This window comes from Novacetimonas hansenii (genome assembly GCF_014843995.1).
Lineage (GTDB): Bacteria > Pseudomonadota > Alphaproteobacteria > Acetobacterales > Acetobacteraceae > Novacetimonas > Novacetimonas hansenii.
On the sequence record NZ_CP062147.1, the window covers coordinates 52,042 to 75,452 of the forward strand.

Consider the following 23,411-nt stretch of genomic DNA (forward strand, 5'->3'; position numbering starts at 1 on the left):
ATGAGTACTTCGCACAAACCGCATATCACCGTCATGCGTTCGCAGCTTTCGCGGGCACGTGGTCTGGGTTCGGGCAAGAGCGGCGTCGCCCACTGGTGGGCCGAACGCATGTCGGCCGTCGCACTGGTGCCGCTGTCGGGATGGTTCGTCATCCAGGTCTTCCGCCTTGCGGGTGCGTCACAACCCGAAGTCGCGCAGTGGGGCGGTCGGCCCGTCAACGCCACCATGATGATGGCGCTGGTGATCCTGACCTTCTACCACACGCAACTGGGCCTGCAGGTCATCATCGATGATTATGTGCATGGCAAGGCGCATGTCCCGGCAAGCCTGCTGATGAAAAGCGTGATTTTCCTGCTGGGCGTGTTCGGCGCGATTTCGGTTCTGAAGCTGGCGCTTGTCGCGACGCGCGGGCGAATCGCCGCGAACTGACGCGCGCGCCACGCCACCGGCAAGACAGAGACATTCGCGGACTGGCGGCCCGGACAAACCCGCCCGACAGTCCGAACGAGCATCGGGACACGTCCAAACAATGAATGCGATCACATCCCCAATCCCCGGCAATTACAAGATCGTCGATCACGCCTATGACGTGGTCGTGGTCGGTGCCGGTGGTTCCGGCCTGCGGGCCACGCTTGGCATGGGTGCGGCCGGCCTGAAGACCGCCTGCATCACCAAGGTTTTCCCCACACGCAGCCATACCGTCGCCGCACAGGGCGGCATCGGCGCATCGCTTGGCAACATGGCCGAGGACAACTGGCGCTGGCACATGTACGACACCGTCAAGGGGTCGGACTGGCTGGGTGATCAGGACGCCATCGAATATATGTGCCGCGAGGCGGTGCCCGCCGTGCAGGAACTCGAACACATGGGTGTTCCGTTCTCGCGCACCGAAGAGGGCAAGATCTACCAGCGCCCCTTTGGCGGGCACATGCGCAATTATGGCGAGGCCCCGGTGCCCCGCGCCTGCGCCGCCGCCGACCGCACGGGCCATGCCATCCTGCACACGCTGTACCAGCAGTGCCTGAAGCATAACGTCGAATTCTTCGTCGAATATTTCGCCATCGACCTGATCATGGACGACAACGGCGCGTGCAAGGGCGTCGTCGCCTGGTGCCTGGATGATGGCACGCTGCACCGTTTCCGTGCGCAGATGGTCGTGCTTGCAACCGGTGGCTATGGCCGTGCCTATCATTCCTGCACATCCGCCCATACCTGCACCGGTGACGGCGGTGGCATGGCGGTGCGCGCGGGCATCCCGCTGCAGGACATGGAATTCGTGCAGTTCCATCCCACCGGCATCTTCCCCGCCGGCTGCCTGCTGACCGAAGGGTGCCGTGGCGAGGGTGGATACCTGACCAATTCCGAAGGCGAGCGCTTCATGGAACGCTATGCGCCGACGGCGAAGGACCTCGCCTCGCGCGATGTGGTGTCACGCGCCATGACGATCGAGATCAACGAAGGCCGTGGCTGTGGTCCGAACAAGGACTACATGCTGCTGCACCTTGAACATCTCGGCGCGGACCTGCTGCATGAACGCCTGCCGGGCATTTCGGAAACGGCGCGCATCTTTGCCGGTGTGGACGTGACGAAGGAACCGGTGCCGGTTCTGCCGACAGTGCATTACAATATGGGCGGTATCCCCACCAATTACCATGGAGAGGTCATCCGCCCCACCGCCGATGATGTCGATGCCGTGGTGCCTGGCCTGATGGCCGTGGGCGAGGCCGCATGCGTGTCCGTGCATGGCGCGAACCGGCTGGGCACGAACTCGCTTCTGGATCTGGTGGTGTTCGGTCGCGCCGCGGCACAGCGCGCGGCACAGATCGTCAAAAGCGCGGAAACCATCCCGCCGCTGCCCGCAGGTGCGGGTGACAAGGCGATCGAGCGTTTTGACCGCCTGCGCAATGCCAAGGGCAAGACCCACGTCGCCGCAATGCGTTCGAACCTGCAGCGCACGATGCAAAAGCACGCCGCCGTGTTCCGCAACACCAAGAGCCTGGCCGAAGGCGTGGAAAAGATCGCGGAAATCTGGAAGGAAGTGGGCGATATCTCCATCTCCGACCGTTCGCTGATCTGGAACAGCGACCTGATGGAAGCGCTGGAGTTCGAAAACCTGCTCGCCAATGCCACCGTCACGATGGCCGGGGCGGAAGCACGCCACGAAAGCCGCGGCGCACAGGCGCATGACGACTATCCCGATCGTGACGACAAGAACTGGATGAAGCACACCGTCGCCCACATGGACGACAAGGGTGAGGTCACGCTGACCTACCGCCCCGTGCATATGAAGACACTGACCGATGACGTTCAGGTCTTCCCCCCCAAGAAACGCGTCTACTGAGCGCGCGGCGGAAAGGGAACGAGACGATGGTCGAATTCAAACTGCCAAGAAACAGCACGGTGGGCAAAGGGCGGACATTCACCGCCCCCCCCGGCGCCACAAACGTCAAGTCATTCCGGATCTATCGCTGGAGCCCGGATAACAACGACAATCCCGTGATCGATACATACGAGATCGATCTGGACCGGATCGGTCCGATGGTCCTTGATGCGCTGATCCACATCAAGAACGACATCGACCCGACCCTGACCTTCCGGCGGTCCTGCCGCGAGGGGATCTGCGGGTCATGCGCGATGAACATCGCAGGCGAAAACACGCTTGCCTGTCTCAAGCCGATCCGCGACCTGCAGGGCGATGTGCCGATCTACCCGCTGCCGCACATGCCGGTTGTCAAGGATCTGGTGCCCAACCTTGATGGGGCTTATGCGCAGTTGCGCTCCATTGATCCATGGCTGAAATCCGATACGCTGCCGCCGCCCGATGGCGAACGGCTGCAAAGCATCGAGGAACGTGCCGAACTTGATGGCATGTGGGAATGCATCCTGTGCTTCTGCTGCTCCACCTCGTGCCCGTCTTACTGGTGGAACGGGGATCGCTATCTCGGCCCGGCAACGCTGCTTGCCGCCTATCGCTGGATCGCAGACAGCCGCGATGAACATGCGGGGGAACGCCTCGATGCGCTGGAAGATCCGATGAAGCTGTTTGCCTGCCGCACGATCATGAACTGCACCCAGACCTGCCCCAAGGGTCTGAACCCGGCCAAGGCCATCGGGCGTCTGAAGGAACTTCAGATGGAACGCAAGGGCTGATCCCCCCAAAAGGGTGATCGCACGGTGCATCATACCGTGACGGATTGACGAACGAAGCGCCGGATGGGACATATCCGGCGCTTTTTTCGTATCTGCACCCATGAAAGGATGCGCCCGTGTTCGATGGAACCCTGTCCAGCACGTCAGGACGTGGACGCGCCTGGATCGACAGTCTGTTCGTCGATCATGCGGTCCTGCGCATGACATGGACGAACTTTCGCACTGTCATTCCCGGCCGGGTCTATCGCTGCAACCACCCGACACCATGGCGTCTGGCCATGGCGACGCGGCGGCTGCACCTGAAAACACTGGTTAACCTGCGTGGTCATCGGCAATGTGGTTCGGATGCCCTGTCGCGTGAGGCCGCGCATCGTCTTGGCCTGAAGCATATCGACATGGCGTTCGAAAGCCGCAACGCCCCACACCGCGACCGGATCGAACGGTTCGAAAAGATCTACCGCACGCTGACGTTCCCCATGCTGATGCATTGCAAGTCGGGGGCGGACCGCACCGGCCTTGCCGCAGGTCTTGTACTGCTGTTCGAAGGGGGGACGGCGGATGATGCGCTGCGGCAGCTTTCATGGAAGAACGGGCATTTCAACAGGTCGCGCACCGGTGTGCTCGACGCCTTCTTCCTGCGTTATCAGGCCGAGGCCGAAGGCCGCATCCCGTTTATGCAATGGGTGCGTACCGAATATGACGAGGACAGGCTGCGCCACGATTTCCGTGCGGGCAAGATCGCAGCCTTCCTCAATGATCGAGTGCTGCGCCGTGAATGATGGGCCTCAGACCGTTGCCATAGAACGCACAAGGTCCAGCACGCGTCTGCGCACGGCGGGATCGCTGATACGGTAATAGGACCGCACAAGGTCGATGGTTTCCCGCCGGGACAGTAATGCCAGTTCGCTGCTGGCGAAGCGGTCGTCCCCCCCTTCGACCTGTCCGGGCGCGGGAACACCACCAAAGGCGCCGCGTGCCTCGGCAAACGATTCGGCGGGCATCGACGCCACCGGCGCGATGGCCGCTTCGTCAGGCATACCGTCAAAGAAAAACGCAATCGGCACATCCAGAACCCGCGCCAGGTCATACAGGCGCGACGCACCAACACGATTGGCGCCACGTTCATATTTCTGCACCTGCTGAAATGTCAGCCCCAGCGCCGTTCCCAGACGCTCTTGCGACATGCCAAGCAACGTGCGGCGTAGCCGAATCCGACTACCCACATACACGTCAACAGGACTGGGAGTACTAGACAGCTTGTTATTCACTACAGACGCCCTATGCCAGAAATACTATTTTCTGATAAATCATCACTTAGTTATATATTAAACAAAACAGTTATAGGATTCATTATTAACCTTTTGTAAAGAGTAAAATTCTACTATCATTGAAAGCAATGGGATAAATCCATTATTATTCAACGCATTATGGGACAGTCCTCAAAAAGTACATTTTTTGTACCTTTTTATTACAACAGGTTCCCCGTGACGCAATAGATCGGATTTTTACAGATTGTCCGGCGTGGCGATCCTAACGATGTGCTTCACGAATCGTTCCTGGGCGCATCTACAAACAGGTATGTCAGGAACGCGCGGATGTCACCGCGTTGCGACGTCCGGCAGCCGCCATGACGGCCACGACAAACCCCGACACCAACAGTACAGCCGCCAGCACCACCGGCACCAAGCGTCCCCACCGCGCGAACAATGGCGGCGGCAGGGCATCGGGCATCTGCCGGACAATCACGCCCGTACGATCCCACCCCAACCGCGCCACCTCATGCCCATAACCATCAAATATGGCGGAAATACCAGTATTCGCCGCCCGTGCGATGGGCAGCCCCTCTTCCACCGCGCGCATCCTGACCGCTGCCAGATGCTGGCGTGGGCCGGCGCTGTTTCCGTACCAGCCATCATTCGTACTGTTGATCAGCCATGTGGGCCGATCATGCGCATCCACCGTCTGGCCTGAAAAAATAACTTCATAACAGATCAGAGGACCAACAGGGGCGATTCCCGGCACATGCCATGTCCGCACCCCGTCCCCCGCCGCCATGCCATCGCCCGGCACCACATGAAATGGAAGTAATGCAGGCTGGTACTCCCCGAACGGTACCAGGTGGGATTTATCATACAGCCCACCAACCTGCCCATCCGGGGGTAACAGCACGGCCATGCTGTTGCGCCAGTGGTCCTGCTCATCCTGACGCAGGGTGCCGATTATCCCGGCCCGCGCGCCCTGCCCGGCCTGCATGATCATGCGCCGTGCAATCGCATCCTCCAGCAACAGGCCGGGAAATGCGGATTCCGGCCATGCGAAGACAACGGGGCGCCCCTGAATATCGCGCGACAGGGCCTGCCCCACCCCATCATGCGTCAGGGTAAGGTAGCGGCGGAAAATCGCGATATCATCATTCCCCGCCATCTTTTCCGATTCGGGGACATTCCCCTGCACCAGTACAACCATCGGATTGCGTTGCGCATCGTGCACCCGCGGGCCAAGGAAAAGGCGCGCACCACCTGCCCCCACCCACAATACAAGGATCGTAGCGACACAGGCCCATCCCCGCCGTCCCCATGCAGGGGCCAGCGCCACCACCATCGTCAGCAAGGTCAGTCCATCCACCCCGACCCATGCGGCGGGCTGGATCATCACATCACCGAACAGGCCGGGAAATTCCCAGACACTGCCCGGCGGGTTCCATGGGAAACCGCTGAAGATGAAGACGCGCATCATGTCTGCAAGCGTCCACGCCCCCGCCAGCACAAGGCCGCGCGCCACGCCAGCGGGGACACCCCGCGACAGGGCGGCAGGTATGGCGGTTGTCGGGGTCAGGATCAGCGCGCATCCCGGCGAAGCCAGCGGCACCAGCCACCAGAACGCATCGGCACGCAACATGATCGCATCAGTCAGCCAGTACAGACCCGCCGTATGCAGGCCCAGCCCGAACATGAACCCACGTCGCGCGGCCCCGCGCCAGTCCGGCGCAGCGTCAATCATGCCCATCAGGATTGGGAAACACACCACCAGCACCACAACAAGGTGGACCGGCGGCAACGCCAGCGCCGCCACGGCACCGACCAGCAACATCGCAATATCCGCACGCCAGCCCGTCAGGGCCAGCACCGCATCACGCCGTGAACGTAAAGCCGCGAGAAAAGTCATTGCAGCGCAGGGAAGCGTGTGAAATCACCCCGGCCCCACGCCTCAGTCAAGGGCGTCACGCAGGCGGCGTTCATAATGGCGATAATATTTGTCCGCCAGCAGCTCGCTCTTGACCAGTACCGCGACATCGGTGGTGTTGAACTGCGTATCAATCACCGCACCATCGCCCACATATCCACCCAAGCGCAGATATCCCTTGATCAGCGGCGGCAGCCCCGCAAGGCAGCGGCGATGGTCCAGCAGTTGCGGATCACGGCGCAGCATCTCCACCCGCCGTTCGGGCAACGCCCGCACACGCAGCGCAGGCGGCGCGAGGTGGTTATGATACAAATAGGTCAGTTCGTTACTTAACGGTTCGGGATCCGTGCCCGGCAGGCTGGCGCAACCGAACAGCACGTCAATGCGGTGCAGGAAGATATAGGACGCGATACCGCGCCACAGCAATTGCATCGCCGCACGCCCGCGATAGGCCTGATCCACACAGGACCGCCCGACCTCCAGCAACCGCCCGGGGAATTCCGTCAGCAGCGAAATGTCATACTCGCTGGAGGAATAGAAACGCCCCAGCTTTTCCGCCGCATCACCCTGCATCAGGCGATAGGTGCCCACGACCCCCTTTGCGCCAGAGGAAATCGCATGGTCGATCACCAGCAGATGATCGGCATATTCATCAAAATCATCGATATCACGACGCAGCCGCCGGGTGCGCTCGTCCGGCTTCGCGCCCATTTCCTCGTAAAAAACACGATAGCGCAGGGCCTGTGCGGCATCGCGTTCTTCGTCCGTGCAGGCAATCCGCACCCCGAGATTGCCGCCACGCAGTTCGGGAAAGCCGTTGCGTTCCAGGTCCAGCGTGGACAGGGATTGCATGATTTTCTCGACACTCATCGCTTTGACCTGCTTCCCGTCCGTGCGGTCGGGGTCGCGGGGGAGGCTTCCTTCGTCTCGGCAGGGCGTTTGCGTGCAAACAGTTCCAGGCGATGCGACACGAGGTCGAAACCAAGGTCACGCGCAATACGGCGGATCAGTTCGGCATGTTCCTCATCCTCGAACTCGATCACCTTCCCCGTCTCAACGTCGATCAGGTGATAATGGTCGCCTTCTTCGGTGGCCTCATAACGGGCACGCCCGCCACCAAAGTCGCGACGTTCAAGGATGCCCTTTTCCTCAAGGAGGCGCACGGTGCGATAGACCGTGGCCACCGAAATACGGGAATCAAGGGTCGCCGCACGACGGTACAGCTCCTCCACGTCGGGGTGGTCCTGCGCCTCGGACAGGACACGGGCGATGACGCGCCGTTGCCCCGTCATCTTCAGGCCCCGTTCGATACACATGCGCCCGATGCGCGATTCCATTACATCACTACCTGCTGCCATGGTTACAGGCGTAGCCCATCATCAGATCGGTTGTCCAACGACACCGTCATTCTTCACGCTTGGTCCCCAGCCCGATCTTGCGCGCAAGCGAGGAACGGTGGCTGGCATAGCTGGGCGCAACCATCGGATAGTCATGCGGCAGGCCCCAGCGTTCGCGGTATTCTTCCGGCGTCATGTTATACGCTGTCTTGAGGTGACGCTTGAGCATCTTGAGCTTCTTGCCGTCTTCAAGACAGACAATGTAATCGGGGAACACCGATTTTTTCAGCGGAACCGCCGGTACCGGCTTCTCAGGCGCGGCCTCGACCTTACCAAGCGAGGAGATCGTTTCATATACCTGATGAATCAGATCCGGCAAGGTCTCAGCATCCAGCGTATTACGTGCAACATACGCGGATACGATCTCTGCGGTCAGTTCCCGCAATTCGATATCCGCTGTTTCGTCAGCCATCAACTTGATCCTGTCAGTAGAAATACATGTGTCTTATATAAATAATCCAGACAAGACCGCAACCATATCCATGAAAGAATGTCAGGTAACATGCCCGGTATTGATGTTAAAGAAATAGATATCACCCATGAAGTCTGTCCCATGACATTTGTGCGCACCCGACTTGCACTCGACCGCTTGCCACCGGGGGGACAATTACAGGTACGCCTGCGGGGGGATGAACCGCTCGACAATGTCAGCCGCAGCGTAAGACTTCTGGGTCATGAAATCGCCCGGCAGGATACGCAGGCGGATGGGCAGGTCCATGTCCTGCTGATCATCAAAAAAATGTCATGATCCCTATGACGCCAACTCCGTATCCGCGGCCCCCGTCTCCATGGCAGGCATCACATCACGTGCCATGACCCGCGCATCGGACCCGTCGGGATAATATCCCCGGCGGCGCCCCACCTCGCCAAAGCCCGCGTTATGATACGCGGCCTGGGCTGCGCTATTGCCCACCCCGACCTCCAGGAACAGGCGTGATATTCCCTGCCGCGCGGCCATGTCCCCCATCCATGACAGCAGCGCCCGCGCCAGCCCGCGCCGCCGGAATGCGGGGTCCACTGCAAGCGTCAGGATCTCCGCCTCATCAACGACATGGCGGACCATGATAAAACCCGCCACCACAGGCGGCCCCGCGGCCTGCATCTGCGCCATCACCACGCCAAGCGCCACGCCGGGCATCATAAGCAGCGTATCGAACGCCGGGACATCCCATTGCTGGTCCGGGGCAAAACACGCTGCATGGACCCGCGCCAGCGCCGGCACATCCGCCATCGTGGCAGGCACGGCGACGACCGGCCCGCAAACCGGCCCTGGATCAGCGCCCGTCCCCATGCTGGCGTTCATGTCCCGCCATCGGCCTTTCGCGGCGGCGGGCGCAACCCCGCCGCAGGCAGCTTCGCTTCGGGTGGGTCAACATACAGCGGCAGGACCGCACGCGGCGCCAGCACACCCTCACGACGCAGCATGGCAACCCGTGCGATGGCACAGGCATCGGGCCGCGACAGTGCAAGGACATGCACGTCATCGCGACCCTGCGCGCAGGCAGCCGCCAGATCGGCCGCGGCATTCCCGGCCAGCAGCAGCGGCCCAGACGGCAGGGCGGTGGGATCATCGAGCATCACCGCACGGACCTCCCCGATCTCAGCCCCGTTGCGCGCCGGGATGGATTCGACAAAGACACGCCCGCGCCGGGCGACCGAACAACACAGGACCCGCATGTCCGCCGATACGACGTGCGCGCGCAGGGCATCGGCCAGCGCCTCGCCCGTTGTGACCCCTATGACATCACATCCCAGCCCCAGCGCAAGCCCCTGCGCAAAAGCGACAGAGGCACGCAGGCCGGTAAACGATCCCGGCCCGACGACAACAGCCACCATGTCCAGCATCGGCATGGACCACCCACACGACGCCAGCAGATCACGCGCCAGAAGCGGAAACCCCTCCGAACCGCCACGCCCCTCGACCTCGTGCGCACGTGCGACGACACAGCCTTCTGGCGTGACGCTGACGCATGCCACCAGCGCGCGGGCCTGCGCACCGGCCTGCGCCCCATCGAGAACCAGAACCCGCATGCGTCAGGCCATCACACAGGCATCGTCAAAGTCCAGGCGGGGCGCACGCGGCGTATCGAACGTGTGGTCGGCATAACCAAGACTGACGAGGAAATTGGCCCGCCAGCCATGGGCATGCAGGAACGTATCCTCGACCATCATGGCGTCGAACCCCGACATCGGCAACACATCAAGACCCAGCGCACGGGCGGCCATAATCAGGTATGCCCCCTGCAACGTGCTGTTGCGCATGGCCGTCTCCTCCGCCAGGCCCACGTCGGCGGCGAACCACGACCGCACACCCGGTTCGGGATTCAGGGCATCCATGCGTTCAAAAAACAGCGGGTCCCACGCCACGATCACCGTCACCGGTGCGCTCATCACCCGTGCGACATTCCCATCCGACAAGGCGGGGCGCAGGCGTTCGCGGCTGTCGTGCGTACGCAGGAAAACGAAACGCGCAGGACAGCAGTTACCCGATGTCGGCCCCAGCCGCACCAGGTCATACAGGCGATGCAGCGTGTCTTCTGTGACGGGACTTTCGTTCCATGCCGCGGGCGTCCGCGCGGCACGGAACAGGATGTCCAGCCCGGCATCATCAAGAACCATGAAACTTTCCCACCCCGTCGTATCAGGCTTCGACCTGTTCGACCGATACCACTTCGGGGACATAATGGCGCAGCATGTTTTCCACCCCATGCTTCAGCGTCGCGCGCGAAGAGGGGCAGCCTGAACACGCGCCCTGCATCGTCAGGCGCACGATCCCGTCGCGATAGCCGCGAAAGACGATATCCCCACCATCACCCGCCACGGCGGGACGAACACGCGTATCAAGCAGTTCCTTGATCTGCTTGACGATCTCCTCATCCCCCGGCGCGATCGCATCCTCGACCACCACGGCCTCGTGCTCGACCGGGGCCTGTCCGGTGGCAAGGTAATCGGCCACGACCGACAGAACCTGTGGTTTCAGTTCGTCCCACGCCACGGTATCCGCCTTGGTCACGGCCACGAAATCGCCGCCGAAGAACACCCTGGACACGCCTTCAAGGTCGAACAGGACCTCTGCCAGGCGTGAACGGCCCGCCACGGAATCCGCGTCGATGAAGTCCGCCGTCGCACCATTGGGCATCAGTTCACGCCCGGGCAGGAACTTCAGGGTGGCGGGGTTGGGGGTATCTTCGGTTTCTATGAACATGCTGCGGTCTTTCCCGACAGATAGAGGAAGGCGGATATCTCCGGTCCTGTTAGCATCCACATGTGCCGTGGTCCACGCCCGCACAAGCCCCCGTCACAGGATAAAGGCCCTCCATATCCCCTGTAGCATCCCGTGTGGCATCCCCAGCGGCGGCATCTGCGGGCATGCGCATCGCCACCATCAGGAAGACACCACCCCCCTGCGCTCCGTCACGGGGGACGCCCCGGGCGCCGTGCGTGGCAGAACGATTTCCGCGCACAGGCCACCACTGTCGCGATTATACAGCCGAAGGCTTGCCCCCTCGCGCATGATTTCACGCGTGACGATCGCAAGGCCCAGCCCCATGCCACCGGTCGCGCGCGAACGTGATCCTTCCACCCGATAAAACGGGGTGGCGACCCGCGACAATTCCGCCTCTGGCAGGCCCGGCCCGTCATCTTCCACCCGGATGCGGATGCTGTGCGCCCCGACCTGCAACACGACATGCGCATTGCCCCCGTAATTCAGGGCATTGTCGATCAGGTTGCCAATCACACGCTTCATCGCCAGCGGCCGCACCACCGCCAGCACCTGATGCGGTCCCTCATACGTGACGGGTTTCCCCTGGTCCGCATCGTCATCCACCCGCGTGGCGATGATGGAGGCAAGGTTGACCGAACGCGCAGGTTCGGGATCATTCTCCCCCGCCAGATAGGCAAGGACCCCCGCGATCATGGCTTCCATCTCGGTCACGTCGGCCTCGATTTCCGCCTGTGCCGCCGCGTCCTCCAAGAACCCGGCCCGCAGCCGCAGCCGCGCCAGCGGCGTGCGCAGGTCATGCGACACGGCGGCCAGCGCCTCGGTCCGGTCGGCAATCAGGCGGCCGATGCGTTCCTGCATCGCATTGATGGCCCGCGCAAGGTAGCGGACTTCCCTCGGTCCCTTATCCTCCAGCGGCACCCAGCGCGTGGACCCCACCGTGTCGGCCACCTGCGCCAGCGCCCGCAGTGGCATGCTGAGCGCACGCACCAGCATGCCGGCCGCCAGCAGTACCGCACCCGCCAGCACGGCGGCAGAGACGATACCCCGGCGCATATGGTGCGGTTGCAGCAGGTCCGGCGCACTGAATCCCATGAAGCTGCCATCGGGCAGGCGCAGGACACCACGAATGTCGGACGTGGCCGTTACCGTGCCAGACAGGTTCAGCACATCCCCCTGCAACGCCGCAACGCTGCCCGCCACCCGGTCATGCAGGCCCCGTAACGCACCGGGTTCGGGGCGGAGCATGCCTTCCTGCGCACTGGTGCGCCAGTCGATGGCCAGGTCGGGGGTGGACAGCATCGCCGCCAGCACCATGCGTTGGGATGTGGGCGTCGCCGCAAGCACGCGCGCGTCAATCACCAGCCGTTCACTGACCTGATCAAGCTGCGCATCATCAATGGTATAAGTCTCGGCCTCTTCATAAAAAACCGAGCTGCCCACGAATACGAGGGCGACCGCCGCCAGCAGGACGAACATCACCCGCCCCACCAGCCCACGTGGCCACAGCGTGATGCGACGTGATGCGGGCGCGTCAGACAGGACGTCCTTCATGCCTGCCTGCCGTTATTGCCTGAAGACCGTTTTACAAACACACCCAAGGAACACCGCGCGAATTTCCGGAAGTTTCTGGTGAAGCCTTTTTCAAACCACCCTGAAAGAGGGCAGCCCTTCTGAAAAAAGGCAACCGCCAGAAACTTCCATGGATTTTAGAGACTGTTTGAAAAGTCAGGCTCGACAACAGACTGAAATTATAAAGATTTTTGGTGAAGCTTTTTCTAAAAAGCTTCAGAAGACGCCGCCTTTTTCGATAAAAAGGCAGCACCTAAAAACTTTTCTTGTTTTTTTATCAATGATTTATTTTCAAACAGTCTCTTATCAACTGGCGATTGGACACCGTCTTCTCAGACGCGCTCCACCTCGGATGTGAAAATATATCCCATGCCGCGCACGGTGCGGATCAGATTGTCCGCATCCGCGCCCAGCTTGCGGCGCAGGCGGCTGACCAGCACATCCACGCTGCGGTCAGACACATCGCCCAGACGCGTGCGTGACAGTTCCAAAAGCCGGTCCCGCCCGATCACGCGCTGCGGATTGTCAAGGAAACTGGTCAGCAGGTCATGTTCCGCACCGGAAATCTCCACCGCGGCACCTGACGGGTCCGTCAGTTCACGTCGGCGCAGGTCCAGCGTCCAGCCGGAAAAACGCAACGTCTCCTTGCGGGGGCGCCCGGCACTTGGTGTGGTGATGCCACCACCACGCCGTCGCAGGACCGCACGCACACGCGCCAGCAGTTCCTTCTGCCCGAATGGCTTGGGCACATAATCATCGGCGCCAAGTTCCAGCCCCAGCACACGATCGAGTTCTTCCCCCCGTGCGGACACCATGATGATCGGCACCTCGCTGACATCCGTGCCACCTGCGGGAAGCGCGCCCTCGCCCGAACGCAGGGCACGGCACAAATCAAGGCCATTCGTCCCCGGCAGCATGACGTCAAGGATGATCAGGTCAGCAGGCTGCGCCGCCAGCGCATCCCACATTTCCGATGCGTCCTGCACCCCACGCACGCGATAGCCATCACCCTGCAACGCCCGCACGATCAGGGTACGGACGCCTGCATCGTCCTCGACAACAACGATACGGGCGGGAAGATCAGGTTCAACAGATGGATGTGTGGTCATGCCTGGCAGTATTTCCCTGAAATTCAAGACTGATCGCTGAACGTGCAGCTTTCACCTTATCCAACGTGTGGAACGGGCAAAAGGGTGCGTCATATGTCATAAAATGTCAGGGGGTGGCGCAACGCGCCCGCAAATTACCACGGCGGGAGGGGCGTGGGCACGCCTGTCGCGTCATGCAAGAAGCCCTGCCTGACAGACATCATGCAGCCGGCATCATGAAAATAATCATAAATGCCCAGCAGGGCTTATTGCAGAAAACCCAGAGATTGTTTGAAAAGTCAGCCTCGATAACATACTGAAATTACAAAAGTTTTTGGTGAAGCTTTTTTGCAAAAAGCTTCAGAAGACGCCGCCTTTTTCGATCGAAAGGCGGCACCCAAAAACTTTTCCTGTTTTTATCAAAGGTTTGTTTTCAAACACTCTCTCAGAAAATTTCAGGGGGATGCCGCCTTCCCGTGAGAAGTCGGCATCCATGATGTTTCTGTCTTATCAAACGGGGACTCTACAAAAGTCCCTTCAGGACGGCGCACCCAGCTTGAGCACCCAGAACTGTGCGATATCACGCGCGCCATTGTCGCCGCCGACGCCCTTCAGCGTGGCGATCGCGGCAGCCTTCTGCCCTGCGGCAGCCTGCGCCAGGCCAAGGTGCAGCTTTGCGATGTTGATGTCGGTCGGGCCTTTCGCAATGCCCGCATTCATCACCTGCAGGCCCTTGTCCGCCTGACCAAACGTCACATAGTTATAACCCGTCGTCACCAGCGCGTTGCCATTGGGGGACTGCTGGGCCTGCGTTTCCGCCGTGGCGATGTTCGCCTTGCGGTCCGCCACTGTCTGGGTGATCATCTGCTTCAGGCGGTCTTCACGCGCGGCGCCCGCATCATGACCCAGCACATTCGCGCCATACCCTTCGTTCATCACGTCAAGCGCGATCTGGGGCAGGCCCGCCTGCATCGCGAGTTCGGCGATGTCGATATATTCCGCCGGCGTCTTCACCAGACCTGCCGCCAGACGCACGCGGTCAATGTCCAGACGCAGCGCAGGCGCCATATGCTGGTTGCTCAGCACCGAATGCACAACCTGCGCCCAGTAATCAGGCTTGGGATAATAGGTTGCCAGCGCGACATAGGTCTGCATCAGCGCCGCCTGGTCATGCGTCTGCGCCTGACAGGCCGCCAGAAGCTGAAGCTGGTTTTCGGTGGGCTTCGTGCCTGCCTTCGCCTGCACGTTGATCTGCGCCTGCTGCGCGCGTGCGGCGTTGGCGTAATCCTTCTGCAGGTAATAGGCCTGAATCAGGATGGTGTACATCTGCGGATTTGCGCCACCCGCCTTGATATATTTCTCCGCAACCTGCGCAGCGCGGGGATAATCCTTGGCGGTATAGGCCATGGAGGCTTCGGCCAGCGCCATCTGTTCCTTGGTGGCCGCGGGTGTACGGCCTGATGCGATCAGCTTGTCATAGGCTGAGATCGCCGCGTTGACATCACCCGACTGCGCCGCGACGGCTGCGCGCATCTGGTCAATGGTATAGGATTCATATTCGGTCTTGCCAGACACAGCCTCGGCCGCGTCCACGGCTGCCATCGCCTGCGGGTATTTGTGGGCGGCAAGCGCCGTCTGCGCGGTCTGGAGGTTCTTGCCCACCTTCTCGCCCAGTTCGTCTGCGGCCTGCGCGGGCTGCACCATCAGGAACACGGACAGCGGCAACGCCGTCACCGCACCGGCCAACAGCATGCCACGCACCCGGAACGACGATTTCAACTTACTGCTTTTCAACTTATTGTCCTTTCCATGAATTCGGTCATGACCCGTAATCGCGGACCGTGCCGCGCATTGCATGAATGACAGCGCAATCTTCACCACCCCGCAAGGAGGGGCGCGCGGGTATCTGCGTGCGCCATGCCCGTAAAATGGCACGGGCCGGCGTCATGACCAACGCCGGCCTTGCCATTACGGATGCACGACACGCGACCGATCCCCGCCGCGCACGTCAGTACTCAGCCGTTGGGATCAATGTGGCGATAACCGCCAAGCAGCACGGACTGCACATCGGCCGCGAAATTGCGGACCTCGTCCATCGCGCCCTTGTTACGGCGCACCAGCAGGTTGTAGCCAAGAACCGCCGGAACCGCGGTACCAAGGCCGATGGCCGTCATGATGAGCGATTCACCAACCGGGCCTGCAACCTTGTCGATCGAGGCATTGCCCGCGATACCGATGGCCGTCAGCGCGTGATAGATGCCCCAGACCGTGCCGAACAGGCCAACGAACGGAGAGGTCGAACCCACGGTCCCAAGGAACGCAAGCCCGCCCTGAAGGCGCGTCTGCACCAGTTCGACCGAACGCAGGATCGACATCGTCGTCCATGAATGCAGGTCGATCGCCTCCTGCATCGTGCCTTCGTGGTGTTCGGCCGCAGTGATGCCGGTCTGCGCGATATAGCGGAAGGGCGAGCTGGCGGGCATCGCGTCGGAACCGGCCTGGATGGTCGGCTTGGTCCAGAAATCGGTTTTCATGATCTTTGCATCCTTGAGGATGCGCGCCTGCTCCAGGAACTTGCTGATCATGATGTACCACGTGCCGACCGACATGACGACCATGATCAGCAGAACGGTACGGGCAATGAAGTCACCGTTCGACCACAGGGCGCCCAGACCATACGGGTTGGCCTCCGCCCCTCCTCCGCCTGCGGCGAAAGCCATGGCCGGCGCGGCCGTCATCAGCACTACGGCCGCGGTAAGAAGGATACGATGCTGTCGGGTCATTGTAATCAAGATCCTCTGACGGGAAAGAAACGGTGCGGGGTCCCGGCAATACAGGGGACCGGCAGACGACAGGGCCGGGACCGGCCCGCCATACGGTAAAACGGTCATTTTTCATGAACCGGATGGTCAGGCCCATGCAGCATCCGCGCGATATCGGGCGGCGCGATGCGGGGCACGACCGGGATGGAAAGGACAGGGCCATGGGGCGGCACGGCGGCGGGAAGGAAGGATGGCGCATCACGGACGATCCGCAACGGGATCAATTGCGCCCGGGGTGGGGCGGGAAACATGTTCCATGACTTGGGATGCAGGCCATAGGCAAAAATACCGACCGCGACGACATGCAGCACCGCAACACCTGCAATTACCCGCGCGAATGGGGTCTGCCGACGTTGCAGTCTTACATAATCCATCCCGGAACCACCCTTATCCCAAACCCGTGCCATGGCATGCCAACGCGTGCCTGCCCGCCCGACGGAACGGGGCATGACGCATGACGATGCCGGTTATGGGATTGGGCGGTTTCCGCCGTCGCATGTCAAGGCGGTTATGCACCGGAAACGGAACAATTTTCCCGCAAGTGCCTCACACCCGGCCTGAAAAGGGGGTGCAGGGCGGGCCTGTACGCCGATTGATGGCCGGGGGATGCGAAAACACCCCCCATTTACGTGCCCGCCCGCGCCACGGGACGGACACGCGGGGATCACTGCGCCTGTGCGCTGGCTTCCGAGCGGGTGGCCCCAACCTGCGCCGCAAGGGAGGCGGCCATGAAATCATCAAGGTCGCCATCAAGGACAGCGCCCGGATTCGTCTTTTCCATGTTGGTCCGCAGATCCTTGACCAACTGATAGGGGGCAAGGACATAGGAACGGATCTGGTGGCCCCAGCCGATATCGGTCTTCGCCGCCTCGGTCTGTGCCGCCGCCGCCTCGCGCCGTTGGAGTTCTTGCTCGTACATCCGCGCCTTGAGCATCGCCATCGCGGTCGCGCGGTTACGGTGCTGCGACCGGTCGGTCTGACACGCAACGACAATCCCGGTGGGGATGTGGGTGATGCGGATGGCCGATTCCGTCTTGTTGACGTGCTGCCCGCCCGCACCAGACGCGCGGAAGGTATCGACACGCAAATCGGCCTCGTTGATGTCGATTTCGATGGAATCGTCAATCACGGGATAGACCCACACCGACGCGAATGAGGTCTGCCGCCGCGCCGCCGCGTCAAACGGGGAAATACGCACAAGCCGGTGGACCCCGGCCTCCGTCTTCAGCCAGCCATAGGCATTCGGGCCGCTGACCTGAATGGTGGCGGATTTCAGGCCGGCCTGCTCCCCTTCGGAACTTTCCATCAGGGTCACTTTGTACCCATGCTGCTCGGCCCAGCGGGTATACATGCGCAGCAGCATCTCGGCCCAGTCCTGCGCCTCCGTCCCGCCTGCGCCCGCATTCACCTCAAGGTAGCAGTCATTGCCGTCAGCCTCGCCCGAAAGCAGGCTTTCGGTCTCCCGCCGCTTTGCTTCCTCGGCCAGCGCACGCAGGGCCAGCACCCCTTCGGCCACGACATCGCCGTCGCCTTCCATCTCTGCCAGTTCCACGAGTTCGATCGTATCGCGCACGTCGCCTTCAAGCTTCTGCACGCCCTCGATCTGGTTCGCCAGCAGCGTACGCTCGCGCATCAGTTTCTGCGCGGCCTCGGCATCATTCCACAGGTCCGGGTCTTCGACGCGGTTATTCAGTTCCGCGAGACGTTCAGTTGCGACATCCCAGTCAAAGATGCCTCCTCAGCAGCGCCACCGACTGCTTGATCTGGTCATTCAGGGCCTCGGTCTCGGCAGACATCGGGGCTTACTCCTACGCTCATCGTGATAGGGACACATGCGACCGGCGGGCATGGCAGCCACACCGGGCCATCGTGTCAGGTCTCAATCCTGTCAGGCGTCAATACAGGCCGCCCATTCCGATGTCACCCCCGGATGGCACGGGCGGCGCGGACGAACCGGGCGAAGACTGCCCCACCGTCCCCGGCACGCCGTTCCCCACCGGGCCATGGCCGGGGGCCGTCGCCATGTCGCTTTCGGAATCGGGCATGTTCTCCGCCCCTGTATCAGCGGCTGTAAGCGTGCCAATCGCACCCGCGCCCATATCAACGCTGATGCCGGGTTGCTGGTCGGGCTTGAAGGCATCAATCGCCATGCCCATGCCGGTATTGTACTGCGCAAGGCGCATGCCAGGCGGCGCACGGAAATCCACCCGTGGCCGTTCCGCCAGCGCGGCCTTCATCACCTGGTTCCAGATCGGGCCTGCAATCACCCCACCGGTTTCATTGCGGCCAAGGCTTTGCGGTGTATCGAACCCGATCCATACCACCGTCACCAGATCGGGGGAGAAACCGGCGAACCATGCATCGTTGAAATCCTGGCTGGTACCGGTCTTTCCCGCCACAGGCTGATCGATCCCGGCGCCAGCGCGCACACCGGTGCCCCGACGGATCACATCACGCAGCATGGTCACGACCTGGTACGCACTGTCGGCGGACACAACCTGCGGGCGCGTATCTTGCAGCACAGGCCCGGTATCGGACGCCGTGGCGGCATCCGGCCCACCAGGGGGCAAAGCAGACGCGACAGGCACGGACGGCGCGGCGCCTGATGATACGGCCCCCGATGCTACGCCTCCCGATGATACGACGCCGGGCGATGCGGGCACGGATGTCGGGGACACGGGTGTTGCGGGCATGGGACCAAGCTGAAGCCCCGGCGCGCGCCACAGGACATTGCCGTTGCGGTCCTTCACATCATCAATCAGCGTCGGCGTCACCAGATGGCCACCCGCCGCCAACGTGGCATAGGCCCCGGCCTCCCGCATCACGGTCGTTTCCACGGCACCCAGGGCGGCGGGCAACACCAGCGGCATGGAATGCACGAGGTCGAGTTTCTGCGCCATGTCGGCCACCGACTTCATGCCGATCTGTGCGGCAAGGCGGATCGTGACCAGATTGCGCGATTCCCGCAGGGCATCATGCAGCATGGTCGGACCCCAGAAGTCCTTTTCATAATTGTTGGGATGCCATTCGCCATAAGATACCGGCGAATCATCGAACTTCTGCGATGGCGAAATCCCCTGCTCCATCGCGGCAAGATAGACGAACGGCTTGAACGACGATCCCGGCTGGCGCGCGGCCTGTGTCACGCGGTTGAACTGCGATGCACGGAACGACCATCCCCCCACCATCGCCAGCACACGCCCGGTGCGCACGTCAATGGTCGTCAACGCCCCTTCGACACGGGGCACTTGTCGCAGGGCGACGCCGGAACTGTCGGCCATCGGTTCGATCATCACGACATCGCCGGTCGCAATCCCCTTGCCCGTACGCATCCACGAACGGTCACGCACCGGAAGTTCCCCGGTGCGCGGGATGACGGGGGACTTGCCCTCCAGCCAGCCGACCTGCCCCGTCGCCGCCGAAAGCACGACCGCAAGACGCCACGTCGTCAGCATGGAGGCCGGCGCCCCGACCCGCGCCAGTGCGCTGGCCCAGTCCCCATGCGGGTCCACATCGTCCAGATGCGTGACCGGCCCGCGCCAGCCGCCATGGGCACGGTCATAACGCATCAGCCCTTCATGCAGGGCCGTCGTCGCCACCTGCTGCAGGTGCGGGTCCATGCTGGTATGGACCGAAAGGCCACCTTCCATGGTGGAATTGATGCCGTATTTATCGATCAACTGGCGGCGCACCTCCTCCGAAAACCATTCGGAACCGGGAACCGGGCCGGGACGGGTGAAGGAGGCGGGGATCAGGGGTTCCTGTTCCGCCGCACGGGCTTCCTGCGGGGTGATGGCATGCAGGTCGGCCATACGTTCCAGCACCCAGTTGCGCCGCCCGGTCGCAGCCTGCGGAAAGCGCACGGGATTGTAGTTGGTGGGCGATTTGGGCAACGCGCCAAGGAAGGCGGCTTCCGCATTGTCAAGCTGGTCCAGCGGCTTGTTGAAATAGGTCTGCGCGGCGGCCCCGATGCCGTACGCCCCGTCGCCAAGATAGATTTCATTGAGGTAGATTTCGAGGATCTGCTGCTTGGAAAGCGTCTGTTCCAGCCGCATCGCCAGCAGCGCCTCCTTGGCCTTGCGTTCCATCGACACGGCGTTGGAGCCCAGCAGCATGATGCGCGCCACCTGCTGCGTGATGGTGGACGCACCGATCGGCCGGTGTTTGGAGCCGTGCATCATCAGGTCCGTCAGGCCCGCGCGGATGATCGCCAGCGGGTCCACCCCGCCATGGGTGAAGAACTTCTGATCCTCCGCCGCAAGGAAGGCGTTGCGCACACGTTCGGGAATCGCGCTGTAGGGAACGAAGATCCGCCGCTCCGCCGCGAGTTCGGCCATGATCTGGTCATCGCCGGAATAAAGGCGGCTCATCACCGGGGGCTGATAGGTACGCAGCCCGTCAACAGTCGGCAGCCCTTCGGCCAGGCGTGAATATTCCTGCCACGCGACGACACCGCCAACCCCACCGGCCAGCAGCACGACACCCAGCACCCCGCCCGCCAGCCTGCGCACCAGGCGATAACGCGGGCGCCGGCCACCCGTGGGGGGACGCGGACGCCGCCCGTCCGGCCGCCCGCCATCACGCGTGGCGTCAGAGGTTCCATCCACCCGGCCATCGCGGCCCGATCCGTCAGCAAGCGTCATCCGGTATCCAATAGGGAAATAGGGACTGTGGTCTGGCCCCCTGTTGGTCTGCCCCTGTCCTAGCACCGTCCGGCGCCCACGTCGCCCCCGATCCGCAACACACGCATGACAGCCCGTTCAGGATCAGGCGCGCAGGCGGTCCCATTCCGCGCGGCCATCACGGTCAAGCGCGTCGAATTCCGCATCCGTCAGCACCAATGTCGCGGCCTGCGCATTGGCACGGGCGTGATCGGGGCGGGAGGTGCCGGGAATGGGCAGCATGACCGGCGAACGCCGCAACAGCCACGCCAGCGCCACCTGCCCCGTGGTGACGCCGCGCGACTGCGCCACGCGTGTCAGCACATTATCCCCCCGCGCAAGCCCCCCTGCCGCCAGCGGGGCCCACGGGATAAAGCCGATCCGTTCGCGCGTGCAGTAATCAAGCACCGCCTCAGAATAGCGGTTCACAAGGTTGAAGCGGTTCTGCACCGTCGCAACCGGGAAATACAGCCGCGCGCGCTCGATCATCTCCACCGTGACTTCTGACAGGCCGACATGGCGGATCAGCCCCTGCGCGCGCATCGTGGCGATCTCTTCAAACTGCCGTTCAGGCGTGGTGTCGGGGCCGACGCGGTGAAGCTGCCACAGGTCGATGCGTTCCACACCCAGGCGACGCATGCTCATCATCACACACTGGCGCAGGTAATCAGGGTTGCCCACCGGGCGCCAGAGGTCGGGGCCATGGCGGGTATGGCCACCCTTGGTCGCAATCACCAGGCCCTTGTAAGGCGACAGGGCCTCGTGAATCAGGTCTTCACTGACGAAAGGGCCATAGGCGTCGGCTGTGTCGATGAAGTTCACGCCAAGTTCAGGCAGCAGCCGCAACGTGGCAAGGGCGGCATCACGGTCGGCGGGTTCGCCCCAGATGCCCGGCCCCGTGATGCGCATCGCCCCGAACCCAAGGCGCGCGACCTCAAGTTCACCGCCAATACGGAATGTGCCGCCGGGACGTGATGGGGATACGGTCATGGCGTTACTCCTTGCCTATTTCCACGCAACAGCCTGTCACCTGATGACGGGCACCTGATAACGGGCAGGGAAATGACGGGCTGCACGGACCCTCCCCTGTGCGCACGCTGCCCCGTGCCCCATGCAGGGTACGGCGGGTCAGGGGAAAACCGGGGGGGTCAGAAGTGTCAAGTGAAGCCTGTTTTCAAAAAGCCTTGCAAGGCACCGCCCTGTTCAGGGACGAGGCGGCCGCAGAATTTTCATGTTTCAGCCCAGCATGCGCCCGATCACGCGCGCGGTGTAATCCACCACGGGAATGATGCGCCCGTAATTGATCCGCGTCGGGCCGATGACACCGATCGCACCAACGATGCGGTTGGAATCAGTACGTGCGGGCGCCATCACCACCGACATCCCGGCCATCCCGAACAGGCCGCTTTCCGCACCGATGAATATCCGCACCCCCTCGGATTCGCACGCAAGGTCGAGCAGCCGCAACATCGTCTCCTGCGTTTCCAGCCGGTCGAACAGCATCTGGATGGTCGAAAGCCGCTCGATCTCCGTCACATCTGACAACAGCCGCGCCTGCCCCCGGATGAACAGCGTCCCGCCACGTTCTTCCGCATCACTCCACGTGGCAAGGCCGCTGGCCACCACCTCTGTCGTCAACTGATCGAGTTCGGTACGGTTGGCCGCGATGTCACCGCTGACCTTGTCACGCAGGATGTCGAGCGTCCGGCCCGACAGGTGCGCATTGAGGTAGTTCCCCGCCTCCACCAGCGCAGAGGGCGGCAGGCCAGAGGGGATTTCGATCACGCGGTTTTCCACCTGCCCGTCGGACCCGACCAGAATGACCAGCGCGCGGCCCGGACCGAGGGCGACGAACTCGATATGCTTGATGGTGCCATCGCTCTTGGGGGCAAGGACCAGCCCCGCGGCCGAGGACAGGCCCGACAGCATCAACGATGCCTCCCCCAGCATGTCCTGTAGCGAACGCCCCCGGACCTCCAGCGCGCGGGTGATCGTCTCGCGCTCATCCTCGCTCAGGCTGCCGAACTGCAACAGGCCATCGACGAACAGGCGCACACCCTTTTCCGTCGGCAGGCGCCCGGCAGAGGTATGGGGCGAAAACAGTAATCCCGCCTCGGTCAGGTCGGCCATGATATTGCGGATCGTCGCAGGTGACAGCGACAGCGGCAGGCGACGCGACAGGGTGCGCGATCCAACCGGGTCGCCGGTTTCGACATACTGCTCCACAATTTCGCGCAATATCGCGGCGGAACGCGCATCCAGCCCCGGCGGCAGGGCGGGACGCGAAGACAGTACTCCGATATCCATGGCGTTCT

24 protein-coding genes are annotated in these 23,411 nt (G+C 62.3%); 5 read left to right on the forward strand and 19 right to left on the reverse strand.

Annotated elements, in window-relative coordinates; genetic code table 11:
• The 4 genes from sdhD to IFJ82_RS00225 all read left to right on the forward strand — a co-directional run bounded on the left by sdhD (position 1) and on the right by IFJ82_RS00225 (position 3,929).
• Positions 1 to 429, forward strand: a complete 429-nt coding sequence (gene sdhD, locus IFJ82_RS00210; protein WP_048858820.1) for a succinate dehydrogenase, hydrophobic membrane anchor protein — start codon at positions 1 to 3, stop codon at positions 427 to 429.
• A 100-nt stretch (positions 430 to 529) separates the two neighbouring features.
• Positions 530 to 2,341: a succinate dehydrogenase flavoprotein subunit gene (gene sdhA, locus IFJ82_RS00215; RefSeq protein WP_048858821.1), complete on the forward strand. Its 1,812-nt coding sequence runs from the start codon at positions 530 to 532 to the stop codon at positions 2,339 to 2,341.
• Between the two features lie 26 nt (positions 2,342 to 2,367).
• Positions 2,368 to 3,150 (forward strand): succinate dehydrogenase iron-sulfur subunit, encoded by a 783-nt coding sequence (locus IFJ82_RS00220; protein ID WP_048858822.1) that lies wholly within the window; start codon positions 2,368 to 2,370, stop codon positions 3,148 to 3,150.
• Positions 3,151 to 3,266: 116 nt separating this feature from the next.
• Positions 3,267 to 3,929: a tyrosine-protein phosphatase gene (locus tag IFJ82_RS00225; RefSeq protein ID WP_003617078.1), complete on the forward strand. Its 663-nt coding sequence runs from the start codon at positions 3,267 to 3,269 to the stop codon at positions 3,927 to 3,929.
• Positions 3,930 to 3,935: 6 nt separating this feature from the next.
• Here IFJ82_RS00225 and IFJ82_RS00230 read toward each other — a convergent pair whose 3' ends face one another.
• The 5 genes from IFJ82_RS00230 to IFJ82_RS00250 form a co-directional block, all read right to left on the reverse strand.
• The gene (locus IFJ82_RS00230; protein WP_231105716.1) at positions 3,936 to 4,379 is read right to left on the reverse strand and encodes a helix-turn-helix domain-containing protein; all 444 of its coding nucleotides are present in this window, start codon (positions 4,377 to 4,379) and stop codon (positions 3,936 to 3,938) included.
• A gap of 352 nt (positions 4,380 to 4,731) precedes the next feature.
• Positions 4,732 to 6,315 carry an apolipoprotein N-acyltransferase gene (gene lnt / locus IFJ82_RS00235; protein WP_192265196.1) on the reverse strand — a complete coding sequence of 528 codons (1,584 nt, stop codon included), beginning with the start codon at positions 6,313 to 6,315 and terminating at the stop codon, positions 4,732 to 4,734.
• A 42-nt stretch (positions 6,316 to 6,357) separates the two neighbouring features.
• The gene (locus IFJ82_RS00240; protein WP_003617073.1) at positions 6,358 to 7,203 is read right to left on the reverse strand and encodes a GNAT family N-acetyltransferase; all 846 of its coding nucleotides are present in this window, start codon (positions 7,201 to 7,203) and stop codon (positions 6,358 to 6,360) included.
• Positions 7,200 to 7,691: a Fur family transcriptional regulator gene (locus IFJ82_RS00245; protein WP_192265198.1), complete on the reverse strand. Its 492-nt coding sequence runs from the start codon at positions 7,689 to 7,691 to the stop codon at positions 7,200 to 7,202. Before IFJ82_RS00245 ends, IFJ82_RS00240 begins: the two co-directional genes overlap by 4 nt.
• A gap of 46 nt (positions 7,692 to 7,737) precedes the next feature.
• Positions 7,738 to 8,142: a MucR family transcriptional regulator gene (locus IFJ82_RS00250; protein WP_003617070.1), complete on the reverse strand. Its 405-nt coding sequence runs from the start codon at positions 8,140 to 8,142 to the stop codon at positions 7,738 to 7,740.
• Positions 8,143 to 8,232: 90 nt separating this feature from the next.
• On the opposite strand from IFJ82_RS00250, the gene IFJ82_RS00255 reads away from it, so the two are divergent.
• A complete protein-coding gene (locus tag IFJ82_RS00255; RefSeq protein ID WP_003617068.1) occupies positions 8,233 to 8,478 on the forward strand; it encodes a sulfurtransferase TusA family protein in 246 nt (81 codons plus the stop codon).
• Between the two features lie 3 nt (positions 8,479 to 8,481).
• On the opposite strand, the gene IFJ82_RS00260 is transcribed toward IFJ82_RS00255, so the two are convergent.
• The 14 genes from IFJ82_RS00260 to hrcA all read right to left on the reverse strand — a co-directional run bounded on the left by IFJ82_RS00260 (position 8,482) and on the right by hrcA (position 23,403).
• Complete coding sequence (locus IFJ82_RS00260) at positions 8,482 to 9,033, reverse strand: GNAT family N-acetyltransferase (protein ID WP_225578718.1); 552 nt, start codon at positions 9,031 to 9,033, stop codon at positions 8,482 to 8,484.
• Positions 9,030 to 9,761 (reverse strand): tRNA (adenosine(37)-N6)-threonylcarbamoyltransferase complex dimerization subunit type 1 TsaB, encoded by a 732-nt coding sequence (tsaB, locus tag IFJ82_RS00265; RefSeq protein WP_192265206.1) that lies wholly within the window; start codon positions 9,759 to 9,761, stop codon positions 9,030 to 9,032. Before tsaB ends, IFJ82_RS00260 begins: the two co-directional genes overlap by 4 nt.
• Positions 9,762 to 9,764: 3 nt before the next feature.
• Positions 9,765 to 10,349 (reverse strand): malonic semialdehyde reductase, encoded by a 585-nt coding sequence (locus tag IFJ82_RS00270; protein ID WP_192265208.1) that lies wholly within the window; start codon positions 10,347 to 10,349, stop codon positions 9,765 to 9,767.
• Positions 10,350 to 10,371: 22 nt separating this feature from the next.
• Positions 10,372 to 10,935 (reverse strand): NifU family protein, encoded by a 564-nt coding sequence (locus tag IFJ82_RS00275; protein WP_192265209.1) that lies wholly within the window; start codon positions 10,933 to 10,935, stop codon positions 10,372 to 10,374.
• A 180-nt stretch (positions 10,936 to 11,115) separates the two neighbouring features.
• Positions 11,116 to 12,507 (reverse strand): ATP-binding protein, encoded by a 1,392-nt coding sequence (locus IFJ82_RS00280; protein WP_075624805.1) that lies wholly within the window; start codon positions 12,505 to 12,507, stop codon positions 11,116 to 11,118.
• 350 nt (positions 12,508 to 12,857) lie between these two features.
• A complete protein-coding gene (locus IFJ82_RS00285; RefSeq protein WP_003617054.1) occupies positions 12,858 to 13,634 on the reverse strand; it encodes a response regulator in 777 nt (258 codons plus the stop codon).
• A 339-nt stretch (positions 13,635 to 13,973) separates the two neighbouring features.
• Positions 13,974 to 14,108 carry a hypothetical protein gene (locus IFJ82_RS15840; protein ID WP_275403445.1) on the reverse strand — a complete coding sequence of 45 codons (135 nt, stop codon included), beginning with the start codon at positions 14,106 to 14,108 and terminating at the stop codon, positions 13,974 to 13,976.
• Between the two features lie 42 nt (positions 14,109 to 14,150).
• Positions 14,151 to 15,365 carry a tetratricopeptide repeat protein gene (locus tag IFJ82_RS00290; protein ID WP_062809742.1) on the reverse strand — a complete coding sequence of 405 codons (1,215 nt, stop codon included), beginning with the start codon at positions 15,363 to 15,365 and terminating at the stop codon, positions 14,151 to 14,153.
• 263 nt (positions 15,366 to 15,628) lie between these two features.
• Positions 15,629 to 16,396: a MotA/TolQ/ExbB proton channel family protein gene (locus tag IFJ82_RS00295; RefSeq protein ID WP_003617049.1), complete on the reverse strand. Its 768-nt coding sequence runs from the start codon at positions 16,394 to 16,396 to the stop codon at positions 15,629 to 15,631.
• A gap of 104 nt (positions 16,397 to 16,500) precedes the next feature.
• On the reverse strand, positions 16,501 to 16,884 hold the full coding sequence (locus IFJ82_RS00300; RefSeq protein WP_081378632.1) for a hypothetical protein: 384 nt from the start codon (positions 16,882 to 16,884) through the stop codon (positions 16,501 to 16,503).
• A gap of 215 nt (positions 16,885 to 17,099) precedes the next feature.
• A protein-coding gene (prfB, locus tag IFJ82_RS00305) for a peptide chain release factor 2 (protein ID WP_110550018.1) occupies positions 17,100 to 18,231 on the reverse strand; the annotation gives its coding sequence in 2 pieces (ribosomal slippage) (positions 17,100 to 18,161 and positions 18,163 to 18,231; 1,131 coding nt in all).
• A 99-nt stretch (positions 18,232 to 18,330) separates the two neighbouring features.
• The gene (locus tag IFJ82_RS00310; protein WP_192265211.1) at positions 18,331 to 21,078 is read right to left on the reverse strand and encodes a penicillin-binding protein 1A; all 2,748 of its coding nucleotides are present in this window, start codon (positions 21,076 to 21,078) and stop codon (positions 18,331 to 18,333) included.
• 123 nt (positions 21,079 to 21,201) lie between these two features.
• Positions 21,202 to 22,086: an aldo/keto reductase gene (locus IFJ82_RS00315; protein ID WP_075595134.1), complete on the reverse strand. Its 885-nt coding sequence runs from the start codon at positions 22,084 to 22,086 to the stop codon at positions 21,202 to 21,204.
• Between the two features lie 246 nt (positions 22,087 to 22,332).
• A complete protein-coding gene (gene hrcA / locus IFJ82_RS00320) occupies positions 22,333 to 23,403 on the reverse strand; it encodes a heat-inducible transcriptional repressor HrcA (protein WP_192265213.1) in 1,071 nt (356 codons plus the stop codon).
• Positions 23,404 to 23,411: the final 8 nt, after the last annotated feature.